Consider the following 17,724-nt stretch of genomic DNA (forward strand, 5'->3'; position numbering starts at 1 on the left):
GCAAAAACGACAAGGATATGGACGAGATAATCAACCCTGATCGACTGGTCAGCGTACCGTTCAACAAGACACGCTGCGGCGTGGATTTTTACATCAATACTGCCATAAACAAGGACATCGGACTTGTGCTGACAGAAAACAAGCGGTTTAAGACAGACTTCTTCAGCTTCTACTTTTTCCGTAAGGCAAACGGATATTTGCTACTGAACTTCCGCAAGATTGAACTGCGCGACGGCATGGTTCTCCTGCTTTCACCCCATCAGCAACAAGAGTGGCATGTAGATGAGACGGCGTTGGATTACACGTTCCTTATATTCCGCGAAGATTTCATGCGTACTTTTATCGCCGACAAGTTCTTCGTTTTTCGCCTTTTGTATTGTTACCAGACAGATACGCCGCCTTACATCAATGCCACACATGACGAAATGAAGGAATATATGCGGCTGCTCGGAAAGATTAAGTATGAGCTGATGAATCCAGTGTCCGATACGTACAATATCATTGTTTCCTTACTATATTATCTTTTGCTGATTATCAATCGTACATACGCTGCCGCCTATTGCTTGCCCGCTGAAATTGCTAAAAACAATTTCGCTTTTCGGTTCAAGGACTTGTTGGAACAGAATATCCGCACCCACCAGCGGGTGCAGGAATATGCAGACATGCTTCATGTCAGTCGCATCACACTCAATAACTCAGTAAAAGCCCAATTCGGAGTATCAGCTACCCATTTGATAAAACAACGTCTGCTTGAGGAACTGAAGAACGAATTGCTATTCTCCAACCGCACTGTCAGTGAAATGGCGGATGATTTCAATTTCTCTGATCCGAGCCATCTCATGCGCTTCTTCAAACAGCAAACAGGCAAAACATTTACTCAGTACATGACGGATTACAATAAAGGCATATACGAATAACTTCTTAATATAGTCGATAGCGGCTATCGAAATATGGTTGTTGATGTTCAGGCGTTTTTGTACTGCATGAACCATTTTACGATTTCTGGATCTTCGTGCGAGCCGAGTAAGAAAGGCTTGTCGGTATCCAGCGTCTTTATCCGTGCCATGTCGTCGGCCGACAGGGTGAAGTCTAATATGTCGAGATTCTGCTTCATGCGTTCCGGTTTCACAGACTTAGGAATAATTATGCACACTGATATTTATCGCGCCCGGACAGGTGTTCGGTGCGGAAGATGACGGCATGCAGTTCCAACCAGATGGCTACCTGCTTATGTTCCATCCCGACCTGCTGCGGAATACACCTCTCGGGCGGATAATGCGTGAATATTCGTTCTTTTCCTACGAGACAAACGAGGCATTGCACCTTAGTGTGGAAGAACGGCAAATCATCATGGATTGCTTCCACAAGATTCAATATGAATTGAACCATCCGATACACCGTCACAGCAAGAACCTCATCACAGACAGCATCAAGACGTTCCTTGATTACTGCACACGTTTCTATGACCGTCAGTTCATCACACGCGACAACCAAAACCGAGACATCCTCGCAAGATTTGAGCGGTTGCTTGACGAATACTTCCATGATGGGGCTGCTAAACGGATAGGCTTGCCCACTGTACAGTATTGTGCAGACAAGCTCTGCCTCTCGCCCAACTATTTCAGTGATTTATTGAAAAAAGAAACAGGTTCAACCGCCCTGCATTTCATTCATGACAAGTCTATTGAAATAGCCAAGACGGAACTTGCATCTACAGACGACACCGTTAATGAAATCGCCTATAATCTCGGTTTTCAGTACCCGCAACATTTTACCCGACTGTTCAAGAAAGAGGTAGGTTACACTCCGAATGAATATAGAGCGCAAGTGTCGTGAGAATTGGATTAGTACAGAATATTAGAACCCAACACCTCTCTTGCGCTTAACTTTCTTCCTTCTGCGAAGTATATCCACCATTTCCTGATTGGCTTCCGCATCAGCAGTGTTATAAGATGAGCCACTGCTTTTTAGCAATCCCCAAGAGCCGTTGAACAACTCGCTTTGTGCCGTGCCGGACGGTGCGCTTGGTGTAGCCGTTTCATATATTCCGGCTGTTATTCCCATACGTTCCCTGCATCTGTTGTGCTGCAAAGCCGCGTCAATCTTGGAATAACTGAAACGCCTGTCCACTTTGGAGCCGTTGAAATGGTAGCCATTCATGGAGAATACAACACCCTGCACCTCGCTGGTCTGCCCCTTATGCTTGAAATGTACTTCCACTCCCTGCCGTTTCAGGTTGGCGATAAGCACGTTCCAGTTGCCGCATCTGCCGACTTCCATTTTGATGATGTCGTAAAGCGCATATTTCGTCCTGTCTGGCTCTTTCAGGCGGTTGCGTTTGACATTGTCCTTTCCGCCAGCCATATGCAAGCCGTATTTCAAGGTCAATTCCTTGCAGATGCGGGTACTGCGCAGACGCTCGTGCCTGTCCGATATGGTATTGCCGTTGTTGTCTATGCGGTTGAAAGCAATATGCACGTGCGGATGCTCCTTGTCGAAATGCTGGGCGATGAAGAACTGCGTATTCTTGATTCCCATCCGTTCCATATATTCAAGCGCGATGCCTGCCATGATACGGTTCGTCAGCCGTAACTCATCCTCTTTGGAAAAACTCAACGCGATATGTCCGACAGGTTTTGTCACCTTATCGTTCATCCGTGACTGGGCATTGAAACTCATGGCGATAGTTTCCAGATTTTCCATAAACAAGCCTTCGCTTGCTACTATCTGCGTATCCTTCTTCTTGTCGATGATGTAATCCACCGCACCCTTGAAGTCGCTTCCTTTTACGATTTTCGCCATCATATCCCTATCTTGGTTATAAGTTCATGAATCCTTGCCACTGCCACCTTGCAGTCCCACCGTTCATCGTGGAAGCCTCCGGCGTTTGCCTTACGCGCAAGCTGGTTGAGATTGTTAGCCATGCCGCAGAGTTGGCGGATGTATCCGGCATGTTCCTCCGACAGCCGTTCTTTCACATGACCGTTACGGAAACATTCCCTCATGTACTCGCTTGGTGATACGCCCGCCTCATGCGATCGTGTCAGCAGGCGGAAGTAGTCGGCTGCCGTCATTTTCACTGCGATACGGTATTTCAGTTTCTCGGTTGCTGTTAATTCTTTGTATTTTCTTACCTGCCTCAAATCCGCAACTAAGCCCTTCAACGTCCTTCTTGCGTGTACACGTCCTCTCATTACTGAATTATCAGATAAATTGAGGCAGAAACACCCACTTCTGCCTACAACATCCCCTTACCCCACAATGCGACTTGAGACAATACGCAGTATCATACCCATAAGTTGTAGGCGTTATCCAAAATCAGTCTGAAAAATATCTGCGTAAGCATTGTTACAGGTATAGATATTCAGCACATACCGCCTTGATGTCCTGATCCACTTGGCTGGTACAGAGATAAACCTGAAGACAAACGCTTTTATGCGACTTGTTGCATTGAGTCCGAACCTCTTTACGTCAAGTCTTTGGATAATGGCCTTGTAGAAGTTACGGATAAGTGCTGTAAGAAGAAGGAACACAGTGTTCTCGGCCATGAAGGATTTGGGCAATCTGTCCCACCCGAAACCATTGTTCATATCATCAAAGATACGTTCCTTTCCTCCACGAAGGTTATAGAACTCGACAATTTCTCTTACGGAAGATTCATAGTCGTTAGTCAGGATACAACGGTATGTGTATTCTCCTTCCCAAAGATCCTGCACACCATCCATCCGTTTCTGTCTTTGAATCACAAGTCGGTATGCTTTACCCTTCCACTTCTCAACAAGGATAGAGTTCAATTCAAACTCAATGCCATTGATTTCCTCAGTCTTCCAGCCTCTGAGAGCAAATATGTCATTGTAGAGCGAACTGCAGCGGTTAGTGCGGATATAGAAGGACTTGCAGTGTTTCTCTATTTCCTCCACGATTTCCTCGGAACATGATCCGCAATCAGCTCTGAAACGATTGATAGTGAGCCTGTTCTGTTCAAATCTCTCAAAGAACCTCTTCAGCGTGTCCTTCTGATGAAAACGAAGGTTTTCGTTAAGCCAGATGAGCAGAGCTAAGTTTACTTAAGCTCTGCCATGGCGAGAAAACGTGCCATGAAATGGAACTTTTGTGTTACCATCGCTATTCTCAATGCCAACAATCAAGTCACCAATAACCGCCACGCCAGGGCGATAACCAGAGAACTTCTTGTATGTAGGCTTTGCATCATACTTCTCACCCTCTTTCAGTTGGTCAGATGCAAACATACAATTGAGCAGTAAAGTATTGAGAGTGTCAGCCGTGTTGAAATCGTAGTTCTTACCCGTATCTGATGTGTATGAGATGTTTTCTTGCGTCAGTTCCTTTATCGCTCTGAGGATAGTATCAGAACTACAAGTATGAAGTGTCGGATGAAGCGAGAGATGGTTCATCAAATGAGTAGTGACATCCTCAATACATGAGCCACCACAGAAGTAGATACTCATGAGAGAACGGATGATTTCGCTGTACTGATAACCTAACGATCTACACCTTAGACCGAGGGTTGAGTCGATTACAGATGACAATGTGGAGTCAAATTGCTCATCAGGTAGGGCGGAAGGATTTCGAGGAATTTGGACGACGCATAGGGTTGGGCAATAAATTGATAAAGCGTGAGCTTGATGAGTTTGTCAAAGAGAAACCATTGGTGCAAGTATTGATAGACCGTTCCTTTTTATCGGAAGAACTGAAAAAGTAATATAGGATGTCTATGGGGTACAGGTGTAAGATGCTTTCTTTCTGATGAAGGGCGGATAAAGCATTCTTCAGGAAAGTACTTCTCCTTTTCCCATACCGGTCATACCGTTAAAACTGATTGATAATTATGACGCGTATGTTGGCCGGTATGCCTATCTTTGTGGCAATGAAAACAGAGAAAGGATTGATTTTGTAAGTATTATCATGGCAAAAGAACTGATTCGTGTCCCTAGGGTGCTTGGGGAAAGCTATAATTCCGTGCTGATTGAACGGTTGTATGAGGCAGGTGGAAATGTCATGCTCGATCTGATCATATACCTGGGCAGCTATCACCTCAAAGACTTGTTCGGGACTTCCTGGTTCTCCGTAGAAGACTTCTGCCGTAAGATGGGGTATGACCGTACCAACTTGCAGCGCAAGCTGGATAGCCGGCAGCTCGCGGCCATGTTCGGAAAGAATATGCAGCCGGAATATGTATGTACCGACACGGCAGGACAGAGAATCAGCCATCCTATCGAGACGGTTTTTGAGGCGGCTCTCTATAAACTGGGATTGGAGAACCTCTGCTATCCGACCATTGGCGAGGATGGCCGTACATCCTATAATTTCGTGCAGATCTTGAAACGTTTCGACATAATGACCGATTTCAAGACGAAGAAGTCAACGAAAAGGCTGTACTCGGCAGTGGTAAGCCCGGAGATAAAGAATTTCATGTTCTCGCTCTATAACCTCTTGGAACTTCAGGATTACCGTAGCCTGCCCAGCCGTTACCGCTATTTCTATCTGGAACTTTCCAAGATGGTTTACCTGATCAAGTATAAGACCACCAAGAATGAGGCTCCTTTTTATGTGCTGACAGTCGATCAGCTGGCTAAAAAGCTCGGCATAGAGATTGCCGAACCCAAAGACCGGAAAAAGAAGGTCGCCTCGATACTGAAAAAGATGAATACTTACCTGAAATATACCAATTTCAATTTCTCTTTTGTGAAAGGCGATCATGAGAGATGGGCATATACCGTGTTGTTCTCGTTTCCTAGGCATACGCTGCACTATTTTGATGAAGGACAATATGCTGTCGTGGTGAAGAAATTCTATAAGAACCTGCTTGGGCTGTATGTCGAGATTGCCTACCCGGACACGGATATGGCTGTCAGGAGGAAGAAGATCAAAGAGGTGGAGGAAGATGCCGGACTGTATAAAGAGTTCCTTTTATGGGCAAACTCCCCGGAAAGCGTAGAAAAGAAAAAACAGATATATATCAGTGATTTCGTGGCTGTATTCGGCAGGTTTCCGGAAGGATGGGCACAGGAAGAGTTGGAGAGTGCCAATGGAACGGAAGTTGCTCCTGCTCCTGAAGAGTTCATATCTCCGGAGACGGACGGGGCGGTGAACATGGACGATCCAGCTGTGTAGAACCGTCCACGTTTCACGGTTTTTTATAGAATTAGTTGTGTAGAAGTGTCCCTATTGGGGTGATTAGATGTGTGGAGTCATCCGCTTTGCCTGTTTTAGTTGTGTAGAAGTGTCCCGTTTGTTGCTTCTAGTTGTGTAGAACCGTCCACTCCTTTTGCTTTAGTTGTGTAAAAGCGTCCGGTTTCACTTGTCAGCTGTGTAAAACCGTCCACCCGTTAATGAAGGGAATAGGTAATCCCTGTTTTTTTTATATGTCGGTATATCAGTGAAATAAAAGAGAGAAATTTTTAAATAAAAGGTATCGGCTGTGTAAAACCATCCACCAAAATACATAATAAAGACCTAAACTCCTAACCCCTTTAAATATCCCCAAAGCGATAACATAGAAATGACTGGGAAAATAAATTTTCCCTTCACATGCCCTATACGTACTTTCGGAAAAAGATTTTTCGGAAGTATGTGTTGATTTTCACGTTTTTTTATATGATTGGAAGGCGGTTCTGTTCATCTTCTGTATCCGAATTAGTTTTTCAGGGCGTTCCCTTCTGACCGGGCTATTCGTTGCAAGTCCTCGTTACCCTCCAGGCTTTTCCCTGCTATCCCTAACGCTCTACGCTCCGGCTATGCCGGAAGAGAGGTATGATGATTTTTTCCTGAACTGATAGGAACATTGCGAAGGTAGGCGTGGCCGGAACGCCCGATATTGAAAAGCCAAATCTCCATCCTCCCATTCCGGGAGGTAGTATTTACCAGTTCAATCCCGTTCTGATCCGTCTTTCCCGCTTTCTCTTCAATGCACTGTTCCCAATCAGTTGAGGAAAAATTTATGGTTGGGGCGACAAGCGATGTTTGCGAGTATTAATCTTTTAATTTTTGGCAGTATGAAAACGAAGAGAACCGTATTTGAAGTGAATGACGTTTATCGGGTGATGGAAAACAGCGAGTTGATTTATACCTTGACGAACAGTGAGAAACTGAAACGTGAAGAATATAAGTATGAACAGATGGAAATAGAAGGATTGTGCTTGTCTGATGTACTGGAAACACTAACACCCAGCCGTAAAAAAGTCGCTTATGCGGCGATTGAGCTATATAAACGGCTGAAAGAAGGGCAAGTTGAAAGTCCTGCGCTTTTATCCAGCAATAATGTTTATAAAATGATGCATCCTGTTTTGTGCGATATAGCTACTGAAGAGATGTGGGTGCTGTTGCTGAACAGTTCGTCCAAACTCATCCGTAAAGTCCGTATCTCATGCGGCGGGATAAATACCGCCCCTGTGGATATACGGGTTATCATGAAGCAGGCATTGTATTATAACGCCGTATCTTTTATCATGGTACATAACCACCCATCAGGAGCACGCAAGCCCAGCAGTGCGGATGACCGCTTGACGGAAGCAGTTAAAAAAGCCGCTGAAACATTAGACATCCGTTTGGTTGACCATGTGATTGTGGCAGGCAATAACTATTATAGCTATGCGGACGAGGGAAGATTGCAAAATAGGTAAGGTGGACGGGAGAAATCCCGTCTGCCCGGGATTTCGGCTTCGGGGTTCTTTTTTGGCAGTCACCCCAAAAAAGAACCAAAAAAATGCTTCCCGGACTATCGGATGCGACATCGTAAAATACGCAAAGACGTGGCTTTTCAGAATAAATACATATCTTCGCGCCAAAGGTGATCGGAATGAATGTATTTTCTACTTTTGATACAGGCGTTATGGTGGCTCTCTTACTGGGCATTGAGTTTCTTAGAAGTGATATCCGAACGATTCTCTATTGTAAAAGGAATGATCCCAGGATTCTTAAGAGTTGCTTATATACGCTGCTTATATTATTGACCAGCCTTTATTCTATTGTGGCCGGAGCCATGCTTCATCCGGAACCCGTACCTGTTTATGAGTTGATACCCGGTTTTCAATATGGGGTTTATGGCTTTTCTTTTTCGTTTATATTGCTCGCTGTTGCATGTCTTTATCGTAAAACATTACCTTTTGTCCTTTTGGGCTACGCTATGATATATGTGATCGGTGTATTGATACCACTACTTAGGTATGTAGTGTCTATGATGGATTATTTCACTCGCACAAGGGTATAGCAGGTTAATTTCTTGATTGTATCGGATTGCCCTTTCTGTGGGCTGCCTCCCCCGGCTTCTTTCCTCCGATCCGAGTCCGGCTTTTTGCTCGGCAAAGGTTTCGGGATTCCGCAAATGGCAAGTTACGGCCATGCGCCTTTACTGTATGGAAAATAACGATGAAGAAGTGTCTTCCCGACATTTTCCATAAGTGAAACTTGGCTTATTGCTTGCAATCCAGACCTTGATATGCCGAAAAAAGGCTCAGAACTCAGATGGGGAATGACATCAAAAAAAAGGTCGGCTGACCAAAGACCTTCCCGATACAAAAAATGAAAAGGTCTTGAATCTAGCTGAAGAATAAATCAGATGTTCAACTTAAATAATGCTAATATGGAAAATTTGATTACACAAATCAACAAAGAGAGATTGGTTAATAGCGACACAGCTCTTATGATGAAGGAATTATACTATTACGTGCCTTGTGAGTATTGGTATGACAAACAGGATAGGCTACGCACCGATATTGAGGGAAGGAATACCCCGATGTATATGTGCGAGTGCCCGACACTGGCAGCATGTATCCAATGGATGATACAGACTCGTGAATATACGTTTCAAACAGAACAAAACGTGGCGGTCTGGCATGTGGTTGTGAGGGCTGGAGATTATGTGTTGTATGACTCCGAAAGTAATGCGGACGCTTTTTGTTGTTTGGAAGAAGCATTGGAAAAAGCGGTACAGGAGTGCATGGAGTTATTGTATTAAAATTAAAAAAAATCAGTCCCCGTGAAGGGGACTTTCCTATAATCTTGCTGAGAGGTGGAATTGCAGACGATCTTTGAGAATCATCTTTGAAGGATGGGCAGAGGTTTATTCGTTATTTGTTATTTTTGTTCTCGGATTTCAGCGCAATTCCATTCCTTCTTAATAGGCGATATACTGTTCCGCTACTGCCTATGTTTAATATTTTCTGTATCTCCCTTACCGGCGTTCCGGATTCATAGAGTTGGATGCAGCTTTTCTGCTTGGCGATGTTGTTTTTGTTGATAAGTGTCTTTCTGCCGAATTTGACACCTTTTTCCTTGGCGATTCTTCTGCCTTCTTGGGTTCTCTCATAGATAAGGTCTCTTTCAAACTGAGCGAAAGCACCGAGAATGTTGTTCATCAGTTGGCCGATTGCGCCTTCCGTACTGATGTTGTCTTGCAGTGAGGTGAATTGGATGCCCCTATTCTTGAAATCTTCCAATAGCGTAAGGATATTCTTCAGCGAACGGCCAAGCCGGTCCAGCTTATATACGACAAGTGTGTCGCCTTCCCGGAGAAAGCTCAGGCAGGCATCCAGTTCCGGGCGGTTTTGTTGACGTCCGGTCATTTTCTCAGAGAAGATTTTCTCGCATCCGGCAGCCTTCAACGCTTCCAGTTGCATATCCAGATGTTGTTCCTTGGTGGAAACACGGGCATATCCTATTTTCATCCTGTTTTCGTATTTAAATGTGTAATGAAGGTTTTAATTCTTCACTTTTTCAAATATGAAGACATTAATTCTTCATATTCCTCACGGCTGTATTGGTTGAACCCCTTTTGCTTCATTGCCAAAAGAAGCCTTTCCAGTTCTCCGATAGTCACTACCTGTTTGCCGATAACGGTAAATTGTTCCCATTCTCCCTTTTCGTTGAGCAGGTATTCCCGGTGTGCAAAACAGTAAAGAGAACCATCGATGTCATTCCGTTTCTGCCATTGACGCAGGTGCTTCAAACTGGTGAAATCACGGGTGACAGTACGTGGAATGGGAACCAATACGTCAATTTCCATCTTGAATTTTATATTCTCTTCCGCTTCTCGCATGGGTGATTAGCTTATTTCATAATACATCAATTATCGTATGGGCAGGAAGTTCCAGTTTGGAGAAAGCAAACATTTTCTTGCCCAAATCCTTTAGCGATGCCCCAATATGATATACTTCCGTATTATCAATGATTAAGAAGCGGTCATGACTACTTTTGTAGGTTCTAGCTTCAATGGGAGGATATTGGTCATTGTGTTTGTTTAAATCAAGTTGGAGCTGTGCGTTTATTTTGTGTATAAATAGTAGCTGATACTCCACTGTTTCGTTTGCTCAACATGAGTAACACGGATTCATCTACATAGTTGTCGATAAGCACAAGTGAGCATTTGGCAGACTTTATTAAATCTGTAGCAAACTTATACGCATCGAATATCTGACCGTCAAAGAATATACCTTCCACCGGAGGCAATGAGGTGCGTACAAAGAAGTCTATCTTTGCATCATGTTCAGCAATGGTTTTCTCTATTTGGAAGAATCTATTGTTCATTCTATATTCCATGTCATTGAGCCGTTGGTTTATAGAATAACCTTTCAATAAATATTCTTTTAAAATTTTATTTGCCCATTGCCTGAATTGCGTACCTCTTACGCTTTTAACTCTGTATCCAACTGAAATTATTACGTCTAGACTAAAGAACTTGACAGGCTTATCGGAATTAGCAATGTGCAAAAAATGCACATTGCTTTTCTCTTCCAATTCCTTTTCCTTAAAAACATTATTTATATGTTTGGTAATAACGGTTCTGTCACGTTGAAAAAGTTCTGCTATCTGCGCTTGTGTGAGCCAAACGGTTTCATCTTCTAAACGTACTTCCAACCTTACAGCTTCATCCGGTTGGTATAGTATGATTTCTCCTTGCTTCTCCATTATATGTTTCGCTTTTATTATATTGTTGCAAATGTACGAAAAAGAAACGTTATAAAGTCTGTTTTTTCCGTAAGTATTACCTTAAAAATTTGTTCCCTTTTTATTTTAATAAAACAGAAACATTCTGCTGTTTTAAAAATCAGTTATCTGTTTGCTATTCATAGTTAGGGTATCAAATAACTAAAATTCAAATGGAAACGCAAATCTATATTTTATGCAGATTTGTTTGTTAGAAGCGGAGAAAAGGACACAAGACATGATAAGAATCATAGGTCGGGGAGCGCCGCACGGCAAGGGGGGCACTAGCCTCCCGACGAGTGCAGCCGTTGGCCGGGTTATCGGTGAAAATGGAAAAAAGTTGGCTTTTCTTTTGGTATTGTTATAACTTTGTCTATATTTGTGTTGTGATAATCAATTTTAAAGTTATAACATTATGGTAACAAACATTATTCAGATTGGAAACAGCAAGGGGATAATACTTCCTTCCGAGATATTGAAACAGTTGCGTTTGTCCTTGAAATCGGCTGTGAGCATTTCTTTGGACGGGAACAATATTGTGATAAAGGCACAACCACGGCAGGGATGGGCGGAAGCTGCCAAACGTGCCCATGAGAATGGGGATGATGAGTTGCTTATCCCTGATGTGTTTGAGGATGAAAAGTTTGAGGATTGGACATGGTAGAACAGTATGGAGTGTATTGGGTAGAGTTAGACCCTACCCGTGGGGGTGAAATGGCAAAGACACGGCCATGTGTTGTTGTAACTCCTTCAGATTTGAATATGTACCTTACAATAGTAGTCATTGCTCCGATAACCTCCACCATAAGGAACTATCCTTACCGGGTTCTGTGTTCTGTAGCCGGGCGTGATGGGGAGATAGCCACGGATCAGATTCGCACGGTGGACAAAAGCCGGCTGAAAAGAAAGATTGGAGATTTGAATTTCAGTGAGATAAAAAGACTGAAGGAAGTGTTTCATCAAATGTTCTGTGAATAATGGAAAGTGTGCAAATAACAGGTTATGTAGCGTATTCAAAAAAGATATTATGAAGCCAACTACTTATATTAATTGGGACGGTCTGAAAGACATTCCATTCTTCTACTGCGATACAAAGGAAGATGAAGAAAACAAGGATTTCGACATCTATTACCAGGGCAAGCTGGTGTTGCATGACTACAACCATTGCGGACACTACCTTTACACTGCTGCGCTGCTGTTCAGTAAAATCAGAAACATTACAGCCGACTGGGTGAACCTGCATAACCTTTGGATTCTGCGTGATTGCGTGCGCGAGAATTACAATCACGGCATAGGAGTGGACGACCTTATTTTCGGAGAGAATTTCGATGGCAAGAACCTCGATACACTCACACCGCTTACCAAGAAACGCTTTGATTATTTGTGTAAGCGGATTAAGGAACTTGACCCATACGCAACAATTTAACACTTCATTGGGCGAAGGCAGGGCTTGCTGCGGATGCCAGACTTTAAATAATCCATTGGATTAATTATCTTTGCACGCTAATTTTCAAATTATAAAGAAATGACTAAATCGGAAATCGTAAAGGAAATATCTGCCAGAACCGGCATCGACGGCAAAGCGGTGCTTGCTGTTTTGGAAGGATTCATGAACGAGGTAAAGACTTCGTTGGGTAAGGAGGAAAATGTCTATCTTCGTGGATTCGGTAGTTTCATAGTGAAGAAGAGAGCGCAAAAGACAGCTCGGAATATCTCTAAGAATACTACTATGATTATTCCGGCTCATAACATACCGGCATTTAAACCGTCTGACGAATTTTTGAAAATGGTAAAACAACAGAACGCATAATAGGTAAACACAATGAAAGATCAGTTACGATTATTGAGAGACTGTATCAATAATGATCGTCCGGCAGTTGTCTTTCAGGGAGACGATTTTTGCGCTCCTGAGATTTTGGAAGCAGCAAAAGAAATTTATCGTAAACATGGTTGTTCCGAAGAATTTCTTTTTGACTGGCAGCTGCTTATCAATGAGGTGAAGGCTTACCAGTTAGAAAGTCCGGCAACTGTCAAATTGCCGAAACTCTCCCCGACAGAAACGGAACTGGTGCGGGAAGAGATGACTAAACGCTAAAAAATATTCTCGTTTAATACGCACCTTTTATTCTTCAGGCAGCGTATTGAACGGGATGGGATTAAAATGTTGGCGAACCTGCTTTTTTCGAAAGTTCCTGCCAATAGTTGAAGTCACTCGGTGAAAGATGCTCTTGCATCCAGTCACGCATACCAATATCGTTTCTTTCGTTCACATATCTCGTAAACGGAATCATTGTCTTACATGCTTCAAATCCAAGCATTCTCATATGGCGTGAAATGTTGGGAGGAAGACCTTCCAACCACTCTTTATAATACATTATCAATCTGTTTTCTTGGATTGGAACCGCTTGTTGGTGGTAAATATAGCTGGCGTTTCCGATTCTAATATCTCTGGCCTTATTTTCCCGTTCTTCTTCAGGTAGCCGACTTAAATATTCAGCTTGTGCTATTCTGCATTTGGAGTTTGGATGTTCCATGGTATTTTATATAATTAAGACTCTTCAATGATACGGTTCATCAAATCACATATTTTTTGGCAGCTATGACGGTCTGCGCAAGCAGGATAGGGGCATTTCTCAAAGGATGCCTGATTATCCGTAACTATGAAACCTCCGGAACGACGTACATAACTTACCGGATGAAAATAAATATCTTCCTTTTTCGGCCTATAAGTACATAGTCTTATAAGGCTGTTCAGCTCTTTGCAAATTTGCTCACATTTTTCTTTGGGATAATGTGGCAAATCACTGAATGCTTCGTAGGGGACAAAGGCAAATGCTTTGTCATCCCACATGACAGGTGTGTAATTCTGTACCATTTGTTATTTGGAATAAGGATGGCTGGCAGATTCCGTATTTCTGTATCAGTTAGGTAATCCGTCACTATTTAAGTGCGCCTGGGCAAACTCCCGGAGGTTCGTTTCGGCAATGCACTTTTCATAAATCTCATCCAATACTTCTTGCATATTTTCTACTTTATTGAATTTTAAGGGGCTGCCGTTTGTTGCGGCTTGCCTTTCCAGTTGTTCGATGATACTGGGAAATATCCCACGCAATAAACCGACGGTAGCTACGGCTGTAGCTGGTTCTACCTCTATTGTAATCTTTTTCTTTTCCATATCGTTGTATTATGTTATCAAAAGTAATAATTATTAGGATATTGGTAAGCATTTCTTCTGAAAAACTTTTTAAAGATATTGTTTTAAGATGACATACTGTGTTTTTGCGTTCACGCAGTATTCTTTCCCACCCTCCCCTTCATCGGAATGACTGTTCTCATTTCCGCTTTACCCGTAGTCATCCGCTATGCGGCTGATTATGGGCAAACCAGAAAAGAGAAGTTCCAAACGCGGGCGGGATTGCAATGGTCATCATCCGGAGCTTCGGCATTGCCGAAACAACCTCCTTCTTCCGTATTGCAGCCCCGTCCTTTTACCGTTTGTCCCGGCAGTCCGTTGCTAACCCGTTCCCCCCTGCCACTTGTGGCAGGGAGATAGGAATACGGTTTTGCAGGCAAAACCGTATGGCTTGTTTTACTTTCCGTACTGCCCTTTTCCTAGTTTTCTGCCTCCCTTAATGTGCGTTTTTCATAGCCCCATCTGAGACCCTTTGTTTTTGAACGGCAAATTTATTTCGGTGGATGGATACGAAAGAGTTCCGGTCTTCGCCCTTTGTCCCGAAAAAAATAACGCCGGACGGCTTCGCTGTCCCCAACATTTTTTGTCGTCCAAAACTTTTCTTAATCCCTCCTTCCTTATTGTTGTGTGCCGTAAAAAAAAGGCTCATAAACTCAGATGGGGCATGAAAGCTCAAAAAAAAGTCGGCAGAAAGAAAAGGCCATCCCGGAAAGGGGTTTTAAAAAAAGGTCTTTAAATCTAGCTGAAGCATAAAATTAGAAGTTTAACAATCCCAAAAAACAACGAGTTATGTCACGAGTACACTATTTAGAAGGAGATTATGAACAGTTAGTTATTAATGAAACGATAGACGGTCTTTTTTCCAGTTATCGTATAGACCGCAATTCATTGCCAAAAGGATTTTTCCTTTATGAGATTAGATGGGATGACAGCTTATCTTCATTGGCAGAGATTAGCCCCTCTGTGGTGGTGAATCATGCAGGTTCATTCATTACAAAGTCACCCCTTGAATTTGATGCAAACAATAGCATACGGATAACCTATACCAATTTTATCGAGTTCTGCCAGTTTGGTGAGTGGGCTTATGAGAAACTGGCTGTATTGGATTGTAATTCCGGTAATGTTGCGGTGATAAGCCCAGACAGGAGATTGCAGACCACTGAAGAGATTGAGATTTTTTTGAGTGGGCATTGTGGCTATCATCTGAGTGAGATTAATTGGATGGTGATGAAAGGCGATGTGCTGTTTTTGAACGAGAACGATTTTTAATGAGTATAACCGTAACTGCCTCTTGGAATGGGGCAATTACATAAAATATTATAAGTATGAAGTGGATAGATAAGATGGTAGAACGCATTACCCGAAAAGAAACTGCTTTAAATGACCACTTTTGTGTAAATCGGCATACGGTTGTATGTCAGAGTGGTATGACTGATTATGTTTCTGTAACGATTGATAATACCGATGGTTTTGATTTCGATTTTTGGACAAAACAACTTTGTTTTGAGAAGGACTGTAAATATCGCTCGGAGATAAAAGCGGCTTTTGATAAAATCTATGGCACAAGGAATATAGAATGTTGTGAATAATGAAGTCAGAAAAGTATGATACCAAAGGAGATAATGAAACTTTATGAAAAGCTTGCTTTCAGTCGGGGATATGAAGAAGCCTTTCGGGATTTTTTGGATGTTTGTCTTTACTATTTGTCTGTCGGGATGTTGGCGGAGGATTATCGTAGAGTGGAAAAAAGATATAAGCCATATGAAATGGAACTTTTTGTTCAAATGTTTTATAGGGTGTCTGAATATTCGGAAGGATTTTGCGATGTCTTGGGAGATATGTTCATGGAGTGTGTCAGTCATGGGAATAACGAACAGTTCTTTACCCCGATACACGTTGCTGATTTGATGGCATGTATGGGGGGAAATAGGCTGAAACCTAAACAGTCGGTCTGTGATTCGTGCTGTGGTTCCGGCAGGATGCTACTTTCCGCTGTAAAAAAATGTGCGGAAGAGAATGATGGAGGAAGGCTTTTTTGTTATGGCTCGGATATAGATTTGATTTGTGTAAAGATGACCGTTGTCAATCTGATGATGAATAGCGTACCCGGTGAAGTCGCATGGATGAATACATTGACAATGCAGCATTGGAGAAGTTATCATATAGATTTACAGCTGATAGCCGGAGTATGGTTGCCTATTTTAAAGATAACGGAAGCAGGTGACACTTCTTTTATTAGGAAACTTGAAAATGCAATGGAGGATAATTCTGAATTGAAGAGGTCGATTCAGAGCAACGCAAGGGCTACGCAGCTGACTTTTGATTTTTGACAAGATAAATATGTAAAAAGGATTTTGGTATGAAAGCAATAAGAACAAAAGAGGTGAATGAGAACGTCAAAGCGGCGAACAGTTGTTTGCGTAAAGCGAAATGGCAGGCTAAGGAATTGGCTGTTTTTACAGGTGAAGTAGTGCGTCTGATGGATAAGGAAGGGCATTCTCTACAAGGGTTCTTTAATCGGGTGGAGTTTGTTCTGGTGGACGGCACTATTAAATTCCGTGTAGTTATAAATCCTATTCTTGAATGTGAGAACTGTATAATGGCTTCTTGCCATGAAGACTATCTTTATGAGGTGGTCTCGGTGGAAAAGTTTACCTATAAAAATTATAGGTATCATTTGTAATGATATTGTATTTTAATGATTATAAACTGATTTATATTATAACAATGATGGGCAAAATTAATAATATTCCCGTTTTGAATGAAGATGTTATTCGTTTGGTTGTACTCAATGAGGAAATTATTGGGTATATCTATCCACGAAGGACTTCTTATGTGGTGGCATTGGAGATAAAGCCGGGACGTACTACCTCTTTGGCTACATCTGTCAATAAACAATGCATGGTTTTGTTGAGTGATAAGGTTCGTTTGGCCACGGAACAGGATTTCGATGATTTTCATATATGCTTTGATGGTTTCAGAAATAACACTATGTATTGTTATAATCAGGGAACGGAACCTATATACCTTCAATGAAGCACATTCTCCCTTCTTTTGGATTAGGGAAGGGAGGGTATTTTGCTGTCCGCTACTTTTTGGCAAGCACCCCAAAAAAGTAGCAAAAAACGCTTGGAGTTACTGGTAATCCCATTAATTTGCGTTCACGCAGTATTCTTTCCCACCCTCCCCTTCATCGGAATGACTGTTCTCATTCCCGGTTTACCCGTAATCATCCGCTATGCGGCTGATTATGGGTAAACCGGAAAAGAGAAGTTCCAAACGTGGGCGGGATTGCAATGGTCATCATCCGGAGCTTCGGCATTGCCGAAACAACCTCCTTCTTCCGTATTGCAGTCCCTTCCTTTTACCGTTTGTCCCGGCAGTCCGTTGCTAACCCGTTCCCCCCTGTCACTTGTGGCAGGGAGATAGGAGTATGGTTTTGCTTGCAAAACCGTATGGCTTGTTTTACTTTCCGTACTGCCCTTTTCCTTGTTTTCTGCCTCCCCTAATGTGCTTTTTTCATAGCTCCATCTGAGATCCTTTGTTTTTGAACGGCAAATTTATTTCGGTGGATGGATACGAAAGAG

At 42.6% G+C, this 17,724-nt stretch carries 27 protein-coding genes and 2 pseudogenes; 17 read left to right on the forward strand and 12 right to left on the reverse strand.

What is annotated here, in order from left to right:
* The first annotated feature begins 17 nt into the window (after positions 1–17).
* Positions 18–917: an AraC family transcriptional regulator gene (locus tag DW036_RS24565; protein WP_004329302.1), complete on the forward strand. Its 900-nt coding sequence runs from the start codon at positions 18–20 to the stop codon at positions 915–917.
* Positions 918–964: 47 nt separating this feature from the next.
* On the opposite strand, the gene DW036_RS25440 is transcribed toward DW036_RS24565, so the two are convergent.
* Positions 965–1,153, reverse strand: coding sequence for a hypothetical protein (locus DW036_RS25440; protein ID WP_005775886.1), 189 nt, complete (start codon positions 1,151–1,153; stop codon positions 965–967).
* A 23-nt stretch (positions 1,154–1,176) separates the two neighbouring features.
* Between DW036_RS25440 and DW036_RS24570 the strand changes: the two genes are divergently transcribed.
* On the forward strand, positions 1,177–1,836 hold the full coding sequence (locus DW036_RS24570; RefSeq protein ID WP_004329304.1) for an AraC family transcriptional regulator: 660 nt from the start codon (positions 1,177–1,179) through the stop codon (positions 1,834–1,836).
* A gap of 21 nt (positions 1,837–1,857) precedes the next feature.
* Here the strand turns inward: DW036_RS24570 and DW036_RS24575 are convergent, their stop codons facing one another.
* The 3 genes and pseudogenes from DW036_RS24575 to DW036_RS24590 all read right to left on the reverse strand — a co-directional run.
* Positions 1,858–2,805, reverse strand: a complete 948-nt coding sequence (locus tag DW036_RS24575) for a relaxase/mobilization nuclease domain-containing protein (RefSeq protein WP_005868790.1) — start codon at positions 2,803–2,805, stop codon at positions 1,858–1,860.
* A complete protein-coding gene (locus tag DW036_RS24580; protein ID WP_005868789.1) occupies positions 2,802–3,194 on the reverse strand; it encodes a MobC family plasmid mobilization relaxosome protein in 393 nt (130 codons plus the stop codon). The genes DW036_RS24575 and DW036_RS24580 overlap by 4 nt, the downstream gene beginning before the upstream one ends.
* A 114-nt stretch (positions 3,195–3,308) precedes the next feature.
* Positions 3,309–4,568: pseudogene (locus DW036_RS24590) on the reverse strand (IS1380 family transposase); the annotation flags it as partial.
* On the opposite strand from DW036_RS24590, the gene DW036_RS24595 reads away from it, so the two are divergent.
* The 5 genes from DW036_RS24595 (at position 4,550) to DW036_RS24620 (ending at position 8,977) form a co-directional block, all read left to right on the forward strand.
* Positions 4,550–4,723 carry a hypothetical protein gene (locus DW036_RS24595; RefSeq protein ID WP_224201638.1) on the forward strand — a complete coding sequence of 58 codons (174 nt, stop codon included), beginning with the start codon at positions 4,550–4,552 and terminating at the stop codon, positions 4,721–4,723. The pseudogene DW036_RS24590 and the gene DW036_RS24595 sit on opposite strands and share 19 nt — an antisense overlap.
* A 203-nt stretch (positions 4,724–4,926) precedes the next feature.
* Positions 4,927–6,135, forward strand: a complete 1,209-nt coding sequence (locus DW036_RS24600) for a hypothetical protein (protein ID WP_005868786.1) — start codon at positions 4,927–4,929, stop codon at positions 6,133–6,135.
* Positions 6,136–7,016: 881 nt separating this feature from the next.
* Positions 7,017–7,643: a RadC family protein gene (locus DW036_RS24605; RefSeq protein ID WP_005868785.1), complete on the forward strand. Its 627-nt coding sequence runs from the start codon at positions 7,017–7,019 to the stop codon at positions 7,641–7,643.
* A 176-nt stretch (positions 7,644–7,819) separates the two neighbouring features.
* Positions 7,820–8,230: a hypothetical protein gene (locus DW036_RS24615; protein ID WP_005868783.1), complete on the forward strand. Its 411-nt coding sequence runs from the start codon at positions 7,820–7,822 to the stop codon at positions 8,228–8,230.
* A 348-nt stretch (positions 8,231–8,578) separates the two neighbouring features.
* The gene (locus DW036_RS24620) at positions 8,579–8,977 is read left to right on the forward strand and encodes a hypothetical protein (RefSeq protein ID WP_005868782.1); all 399 of its coding nucleotides are present in this window, start codon (positions 8,579–8,581) and stop codon (positions 8,975–8,977) included.
* Positions 8,978–9,089: 112 nt separating this feature from the next.
* Here DW036_RS24620 and DW036_RS24625 read toward each other — a convergent pair whose 3' ends face one another.
* From DW036_RS24625 to DW036_RS24640, 3 genes and pseudogenes are all read right to left on the reverse strand, one after another.
* The gene (locus tag DW036_RS24625; protein WP_005868781.1) at positions 9,090–9,686 is read right to left on the reverse strand and encodes a recombinase family protein; all 597 of its coding nucleotides are present in this window, start codon (positions 9,684–9,686) and stop codon (positions 9,090–9,092) included.
* Positions 9,687–9,727: 41 nt separating this feature from the next.
* Entirely contained in the window at positions 9,728–10,057 is a 330-nt protein-coding gene (locus tag DW036_RS24630) for a hypothetical protein (protein WP_005868780.1), read from the reverse strand.
* Positions 10,058–10,073: 16 nt separating this feature from the next.
* Positions 10,074–10,926: pseudogene (locus DW036_RS24640) on the reverse strand (virulence RhuM family protein).
* A 433-nt stretch (positions 10,927–11,359) separates the two neighbouring features.
* Between DW036_RS24640 and DW036_RS24645 the strand changes: the two are divergent.
* The 5 genes from DW036_RS24645 to DW036_RS24665 all read left to right on the forward strand — a co-directional run bounded on the left by DW036_RS24645 (position 11,360) and on the right by DW036_RS24665 (position 13,039).
* Positions 11,360–11,608: an AbrB/MazE/SpoVT family DNA-binding domain-containing protein gene (locus tag DW036_RS24645; RefSeq protein WP_005868778.1), complete on the forward strand. Its 249-nt coding sequence runs from the start codon at positions 11,360–11,362 to the stop codon at positions 11,606–11,608.
* A complete protein-coding gene (locus DW036_RS24650) occupies positions 11,602–11,922 on the forward strand; it encodes a type II toxin-antitoxin system PemK/MazF family toxin (RefSeq protein ID WP_005868777.1) in 321 nt (106 codons plus the stop codon). The genes DW036_RS24645 and DW036_RS24650 overlap by 7 nt, the downstream gene beginning before the upstream one ends.
* A gap of 49 nt (positions 11,923–11,971) precedes the next feature.
* Complete coding sequence (locus DW036_RS24655) at positions 11,972–12,370, forward strand: hypothetical protein (protein ID WP_005868776.1); 399 nt, start codon at positions 11,972–11,974, stop codon at positions 12,368–12,370.
* Between the two features lie 99 nt (positions 12,371–12,469).
* On the forward strand, positions 12,470–12,754 hold the full coding sequence (locus DW036_RS24660; RefSeq protein ID WP_005868774.1) for an HU family DNA-binding protein: 285 nt from the start codon (positions 12,470–12,472) through the stop codon (positions 12,752–12,754).
* A 12-nt stretch (positions 12,755–12,766) separates the two neighbouring features.
* Positions 12,767–13,039, forward strand: coding sequence for a hypothetical protein (locus DW036_RS24665; RefSeq protein WP_005868772.1), 273 nt, complete (start codon positions 12,767–12,769; stop codon positions 13,037–13,039).
* Between the two features lie 61 nt (positions 13,040–13,100).
* Here the strand turns inward: DW036_RS24665 and DW036_RS24670 are convergent, their stop codons facing one another.
* The 4 genes from DW036_RS24670 to DW036_RS26290 all read right to left on the reverse strand — a co-directional run bounded on the left by DW036_RS24670 (position 13,101) and on the right by DW036_RS26290 (position 14,517).
* The gene (locus tag DW036_RS24670; protein ID WP_005868770.1) at positions 13,101–13,478 is read right to left on the reverse strand and encodes a hypothetical protein; all 378 of its coding nucleotides are present in this window, start codon (positions 13,476–13,478) and stop codon (positions 13,101–13,103) included.
* Between the two features lie 14 nt (positions 13,479–13,492).
* Complete coding sequence (locus tag DW036_RS24675) at positions 13,493–13,819, reverse strand: hypothetical protein (RefSeq protein ID WP_005868769.1); 327 nt, start codon at positions 13,817–13,819, stop codon at positions 13,493–13,495.
* 45 nt (positions 13,820–13,864) lie between these two features.
* Positions 13,865–14,119: a hypothetical protein gene (locus tag DW036_RS24680; RefSeq protein WP_005868768.1), complete on the reverse strand. Its 255-nt coding sequence runs from the start codon at positions 14,117–14,119 to the stop codon at positions 13,865–13,867.
* A 197-nt stretch (positions 14,120–14,316) separates the two neighbouring features.
* Positions 14,317–14,517 (reverse strand): hypothetical protein, encoded by a 201-nt coding sequence (locus DW036_RS26290; RefSeq protein WP_118466585.1) that lies wholly within the window; start codon positions 14,515–14,517, stop codon positions 14,317–14,319.
* A 409-nt stretch (positions 14,518–14,926) separates the two neighbouring features.
* On the opposite strand from DW036_RS26290, the gene DW036_RS24695 reads away from it, so the two are divergent.
* From DW036_RS24695 to DW036_RS24715, 5 genes are read left to right on the forward strand one after another with little or no spacing between them, the layout of a single operon-like run.
* Positions 14,927–15,406: an LPD28 domain-containing protein gene (locus DW036_RS24695; protein WP_005868767.1), complete on the forward strand. Its 480-nt coding sequence runs from the start codon at positions 14,927–14,929 to the stop codon at positions 15,404–15,406.
* A 56-nt stretch (positions 15,407–15,462) separates the two neighbouring features.
* Positions 15,463–15,726, forward strand: coding sequence for a hypothetical protein (locus tag DW036_RS24700; RefSeq protein ID WP_005868765.1), 264 nt, complete (start codon positions 15,463–15,465; stop codon positions 15,724–15,726).
* A 33-nt stretch (positions 15,727–15,759) separates the two neighbouring features.
* Entirely contained in the window at positions 15,760–16,467 is a 708-nt protein-coding gene (locus DW036_RS24705) for an N-6 DNA methylase (protein WP_233560541.1), read from the forward strand.
* 29 nt (positions 16,468–16,496) lie between these two features.
* Entirely contained in the window at positions 16,497–16,820 is a 324-nt protein-coding gene (locus DW036_RS24710; protein ID WP_005868762.1) for a hypothetical protein, read from the forward strand.
* Positions 16,821–16,864: 44 nt separating this feature from the next.
* A complete protein-coding gene (locus DW036_RS24715; protein WP_224263218.1) occupies positions 16,865–17,173 on the forward strand; it encodes a hypothetical protein in 309 nt (102 codons plus the stop codon).
* Between the two features lie 212 nt (positions 17,174–17,385).
* Here DW036_RS24715 and DW036_RS25860 read toward each other — a convergent pair whose 3' ends face one another.
* Positions 17,386–17,586: a hypothetical protein gene (locus DW036_RS25860; RefSeq protein WP_008782408.1), complete on the reverse strand. Its 201-nt coding sequence runs from the start codon at positions 17,584–17,586 to the stop codon at positions 17,386–17,388.
* Positions 17,587–17,724: the final 138 nt, after the last annotated feature.

This window comes from Bacteroides sp. AF39-11AC (genome assembly GCF_003474285.1).
Taxonomy (GTDB): domain Bacteria; phylum Bacteroidota; class Bacteroidia; order Bacteroidales; family Bacteroidaceae; genus Bacteroides.

Coding starts and splice junctions, on each gene's coding strand:
- DW036_RS24565 (WP_004329302.1), top strand. CDS start 18: ATGGACGAGATAATCAACCCTGATCGACTGGTCAGCGTACCGTTCAAC.
- DW036_RS24575 (WP_005868790.1), bottom strand. CDS start 2,805: ATGATGGCGAAAATCGTAAAAGGAAGCGACTTCAAGGGTGCGGTGGAT.
- DW036_RS24580 (WP_005868789.1), bottom strand. CDS start 3,194: ATGAGAGGACGTGTACACGCAAGAAGGACGTTGAAGGGCTTAGTTGCG.
- DW036_RS24595 (WP_224201638.1), top strand. CDS start 4,550: ATGTGGAGTCAAATTGCTCATCAGGTAGGGCGGAAGGATTTCGAGGAA.
- DW036_RS24600 (WP_005868786.1), top strand. CDS start 4,927: ATGGCAAAAGAACTGATTCGTGTCCCTAGGGTGCTTGGGGAAAGCTAT.
- DW036_RS24605 (WP_005868785.1), top strand. CDS start 7,017: ATGAAAACGAAGAGAACCGTATTTGAAGTGAATGACGTTTATCGGGTG.
- DW036_RS24615 (WP_005868783.1), top strand. CDS start 7,820: ATGAATGTATTTTCTACTTTTGATACAGGCGTTATGGTGGCTCTCTTA.
- DW036_RS24620 (WP_005868782.1), top strand. CDS start 8,579: ATGTTCAACTTAAATAATGCTAATATGGAAAATTTGATTACACAAATC.
- DW036_RS24625 (WP_005868781.1), bottom strand. CDS start 9,686: ATGAAAATAGGATATGCCCGTGTTTCCACCAAGGAACAACATCTGGAT.
- DW036_RS24630 (WP_005868780.1), bottom strand. CDS start 10,057: ATGCGAGAAGCGGAAGAGAATATAAAATTCAAGATGGAAATTGACGTA.
- DW036_RS24645 (WP_005868778.1), top strand. CDS start 11,360: ATGGTAACAAACATTATTCAGATTGGAAACAGCAAGGGGATAATACTT.
- DW036_RS24650 (WP_005868777.1), top strand. CDS start 11,602: ATGGTAGAACAGTATGGAGTGTATTGGGTAGAGTTAGACCCTACCCGT.
- DW036_RS24655 (WP_005868776.1), top strand. CDS start 11,972: ATGAAGCCAACTACTTATATTAATTGGGACGGTCTGAAAGACATTCCA.
- DW036_RS24660 (WP_005868774.1), top strand. CDS start 12,470: ATGACTAAATCGGAAATCGTAAAGGAAATATCTGCCAGAACCGGCATC.
- DW036_RS24665 (WP_005868772.1), top strand. CDS start 12,767: ATGAAAGATCAGTTACGATTATTGAGAGACTGTATCAATAATGATCGT.
- DW036_RS24670 (WP_005868770.1), bottom strand. CDS start 13,478: ATGGAACATCCAAACTCCAAATGCAGAATAGCACAAGCTGAATATTTA.
- DW036_RS24675 (WP_005868769.1), bottom strand. CDS start 13,819: ATGGTACAGAATTACACACCTGTCATGTGGGATGACAAAGCATTTGCC.
- DW036_RS24680 (WP_005868768.1), bottom strand. CDS start 14,119: ATGGAAAAGAAAAAGATTACAATAGAGGTAGAACCAGCTACAGCCGTA.
- DW036_RS24695 (WP_005868767.1), top strand. CDS start 14,927: ATGTCACGAGTACACTATTTAGAAGGAGATTATGAACAGTTAGTTATT.
- DW036_RS24700 (WP_005868765.1), top strand. CDS start 15,463: ATGAAGTGGATAGATAAGATGGTAGAACGCATTACCCGAAAAGAAACT.
- DW036_RS24705 (WP_233560541.1), top strand. CDS start 15,760: ATGAAACTTTATGAAAAGCTTGCTTTCAGTCGGGGATATGAAGAAGCC.
- DW036_RS24710 (WP_005868762.1), top strand. CDS start 16,497: ATGAAAGCAATAAGAACAAAAGAGGTGAATGAGAACGTCAAAGCGGCG.
- DW036_RS24715 (WP_224263218.1), top strand. CDS start 16,865: ATGATGGGCAAAATTAATAATATTCCCGTTTTGAATGAAGATGTTATT.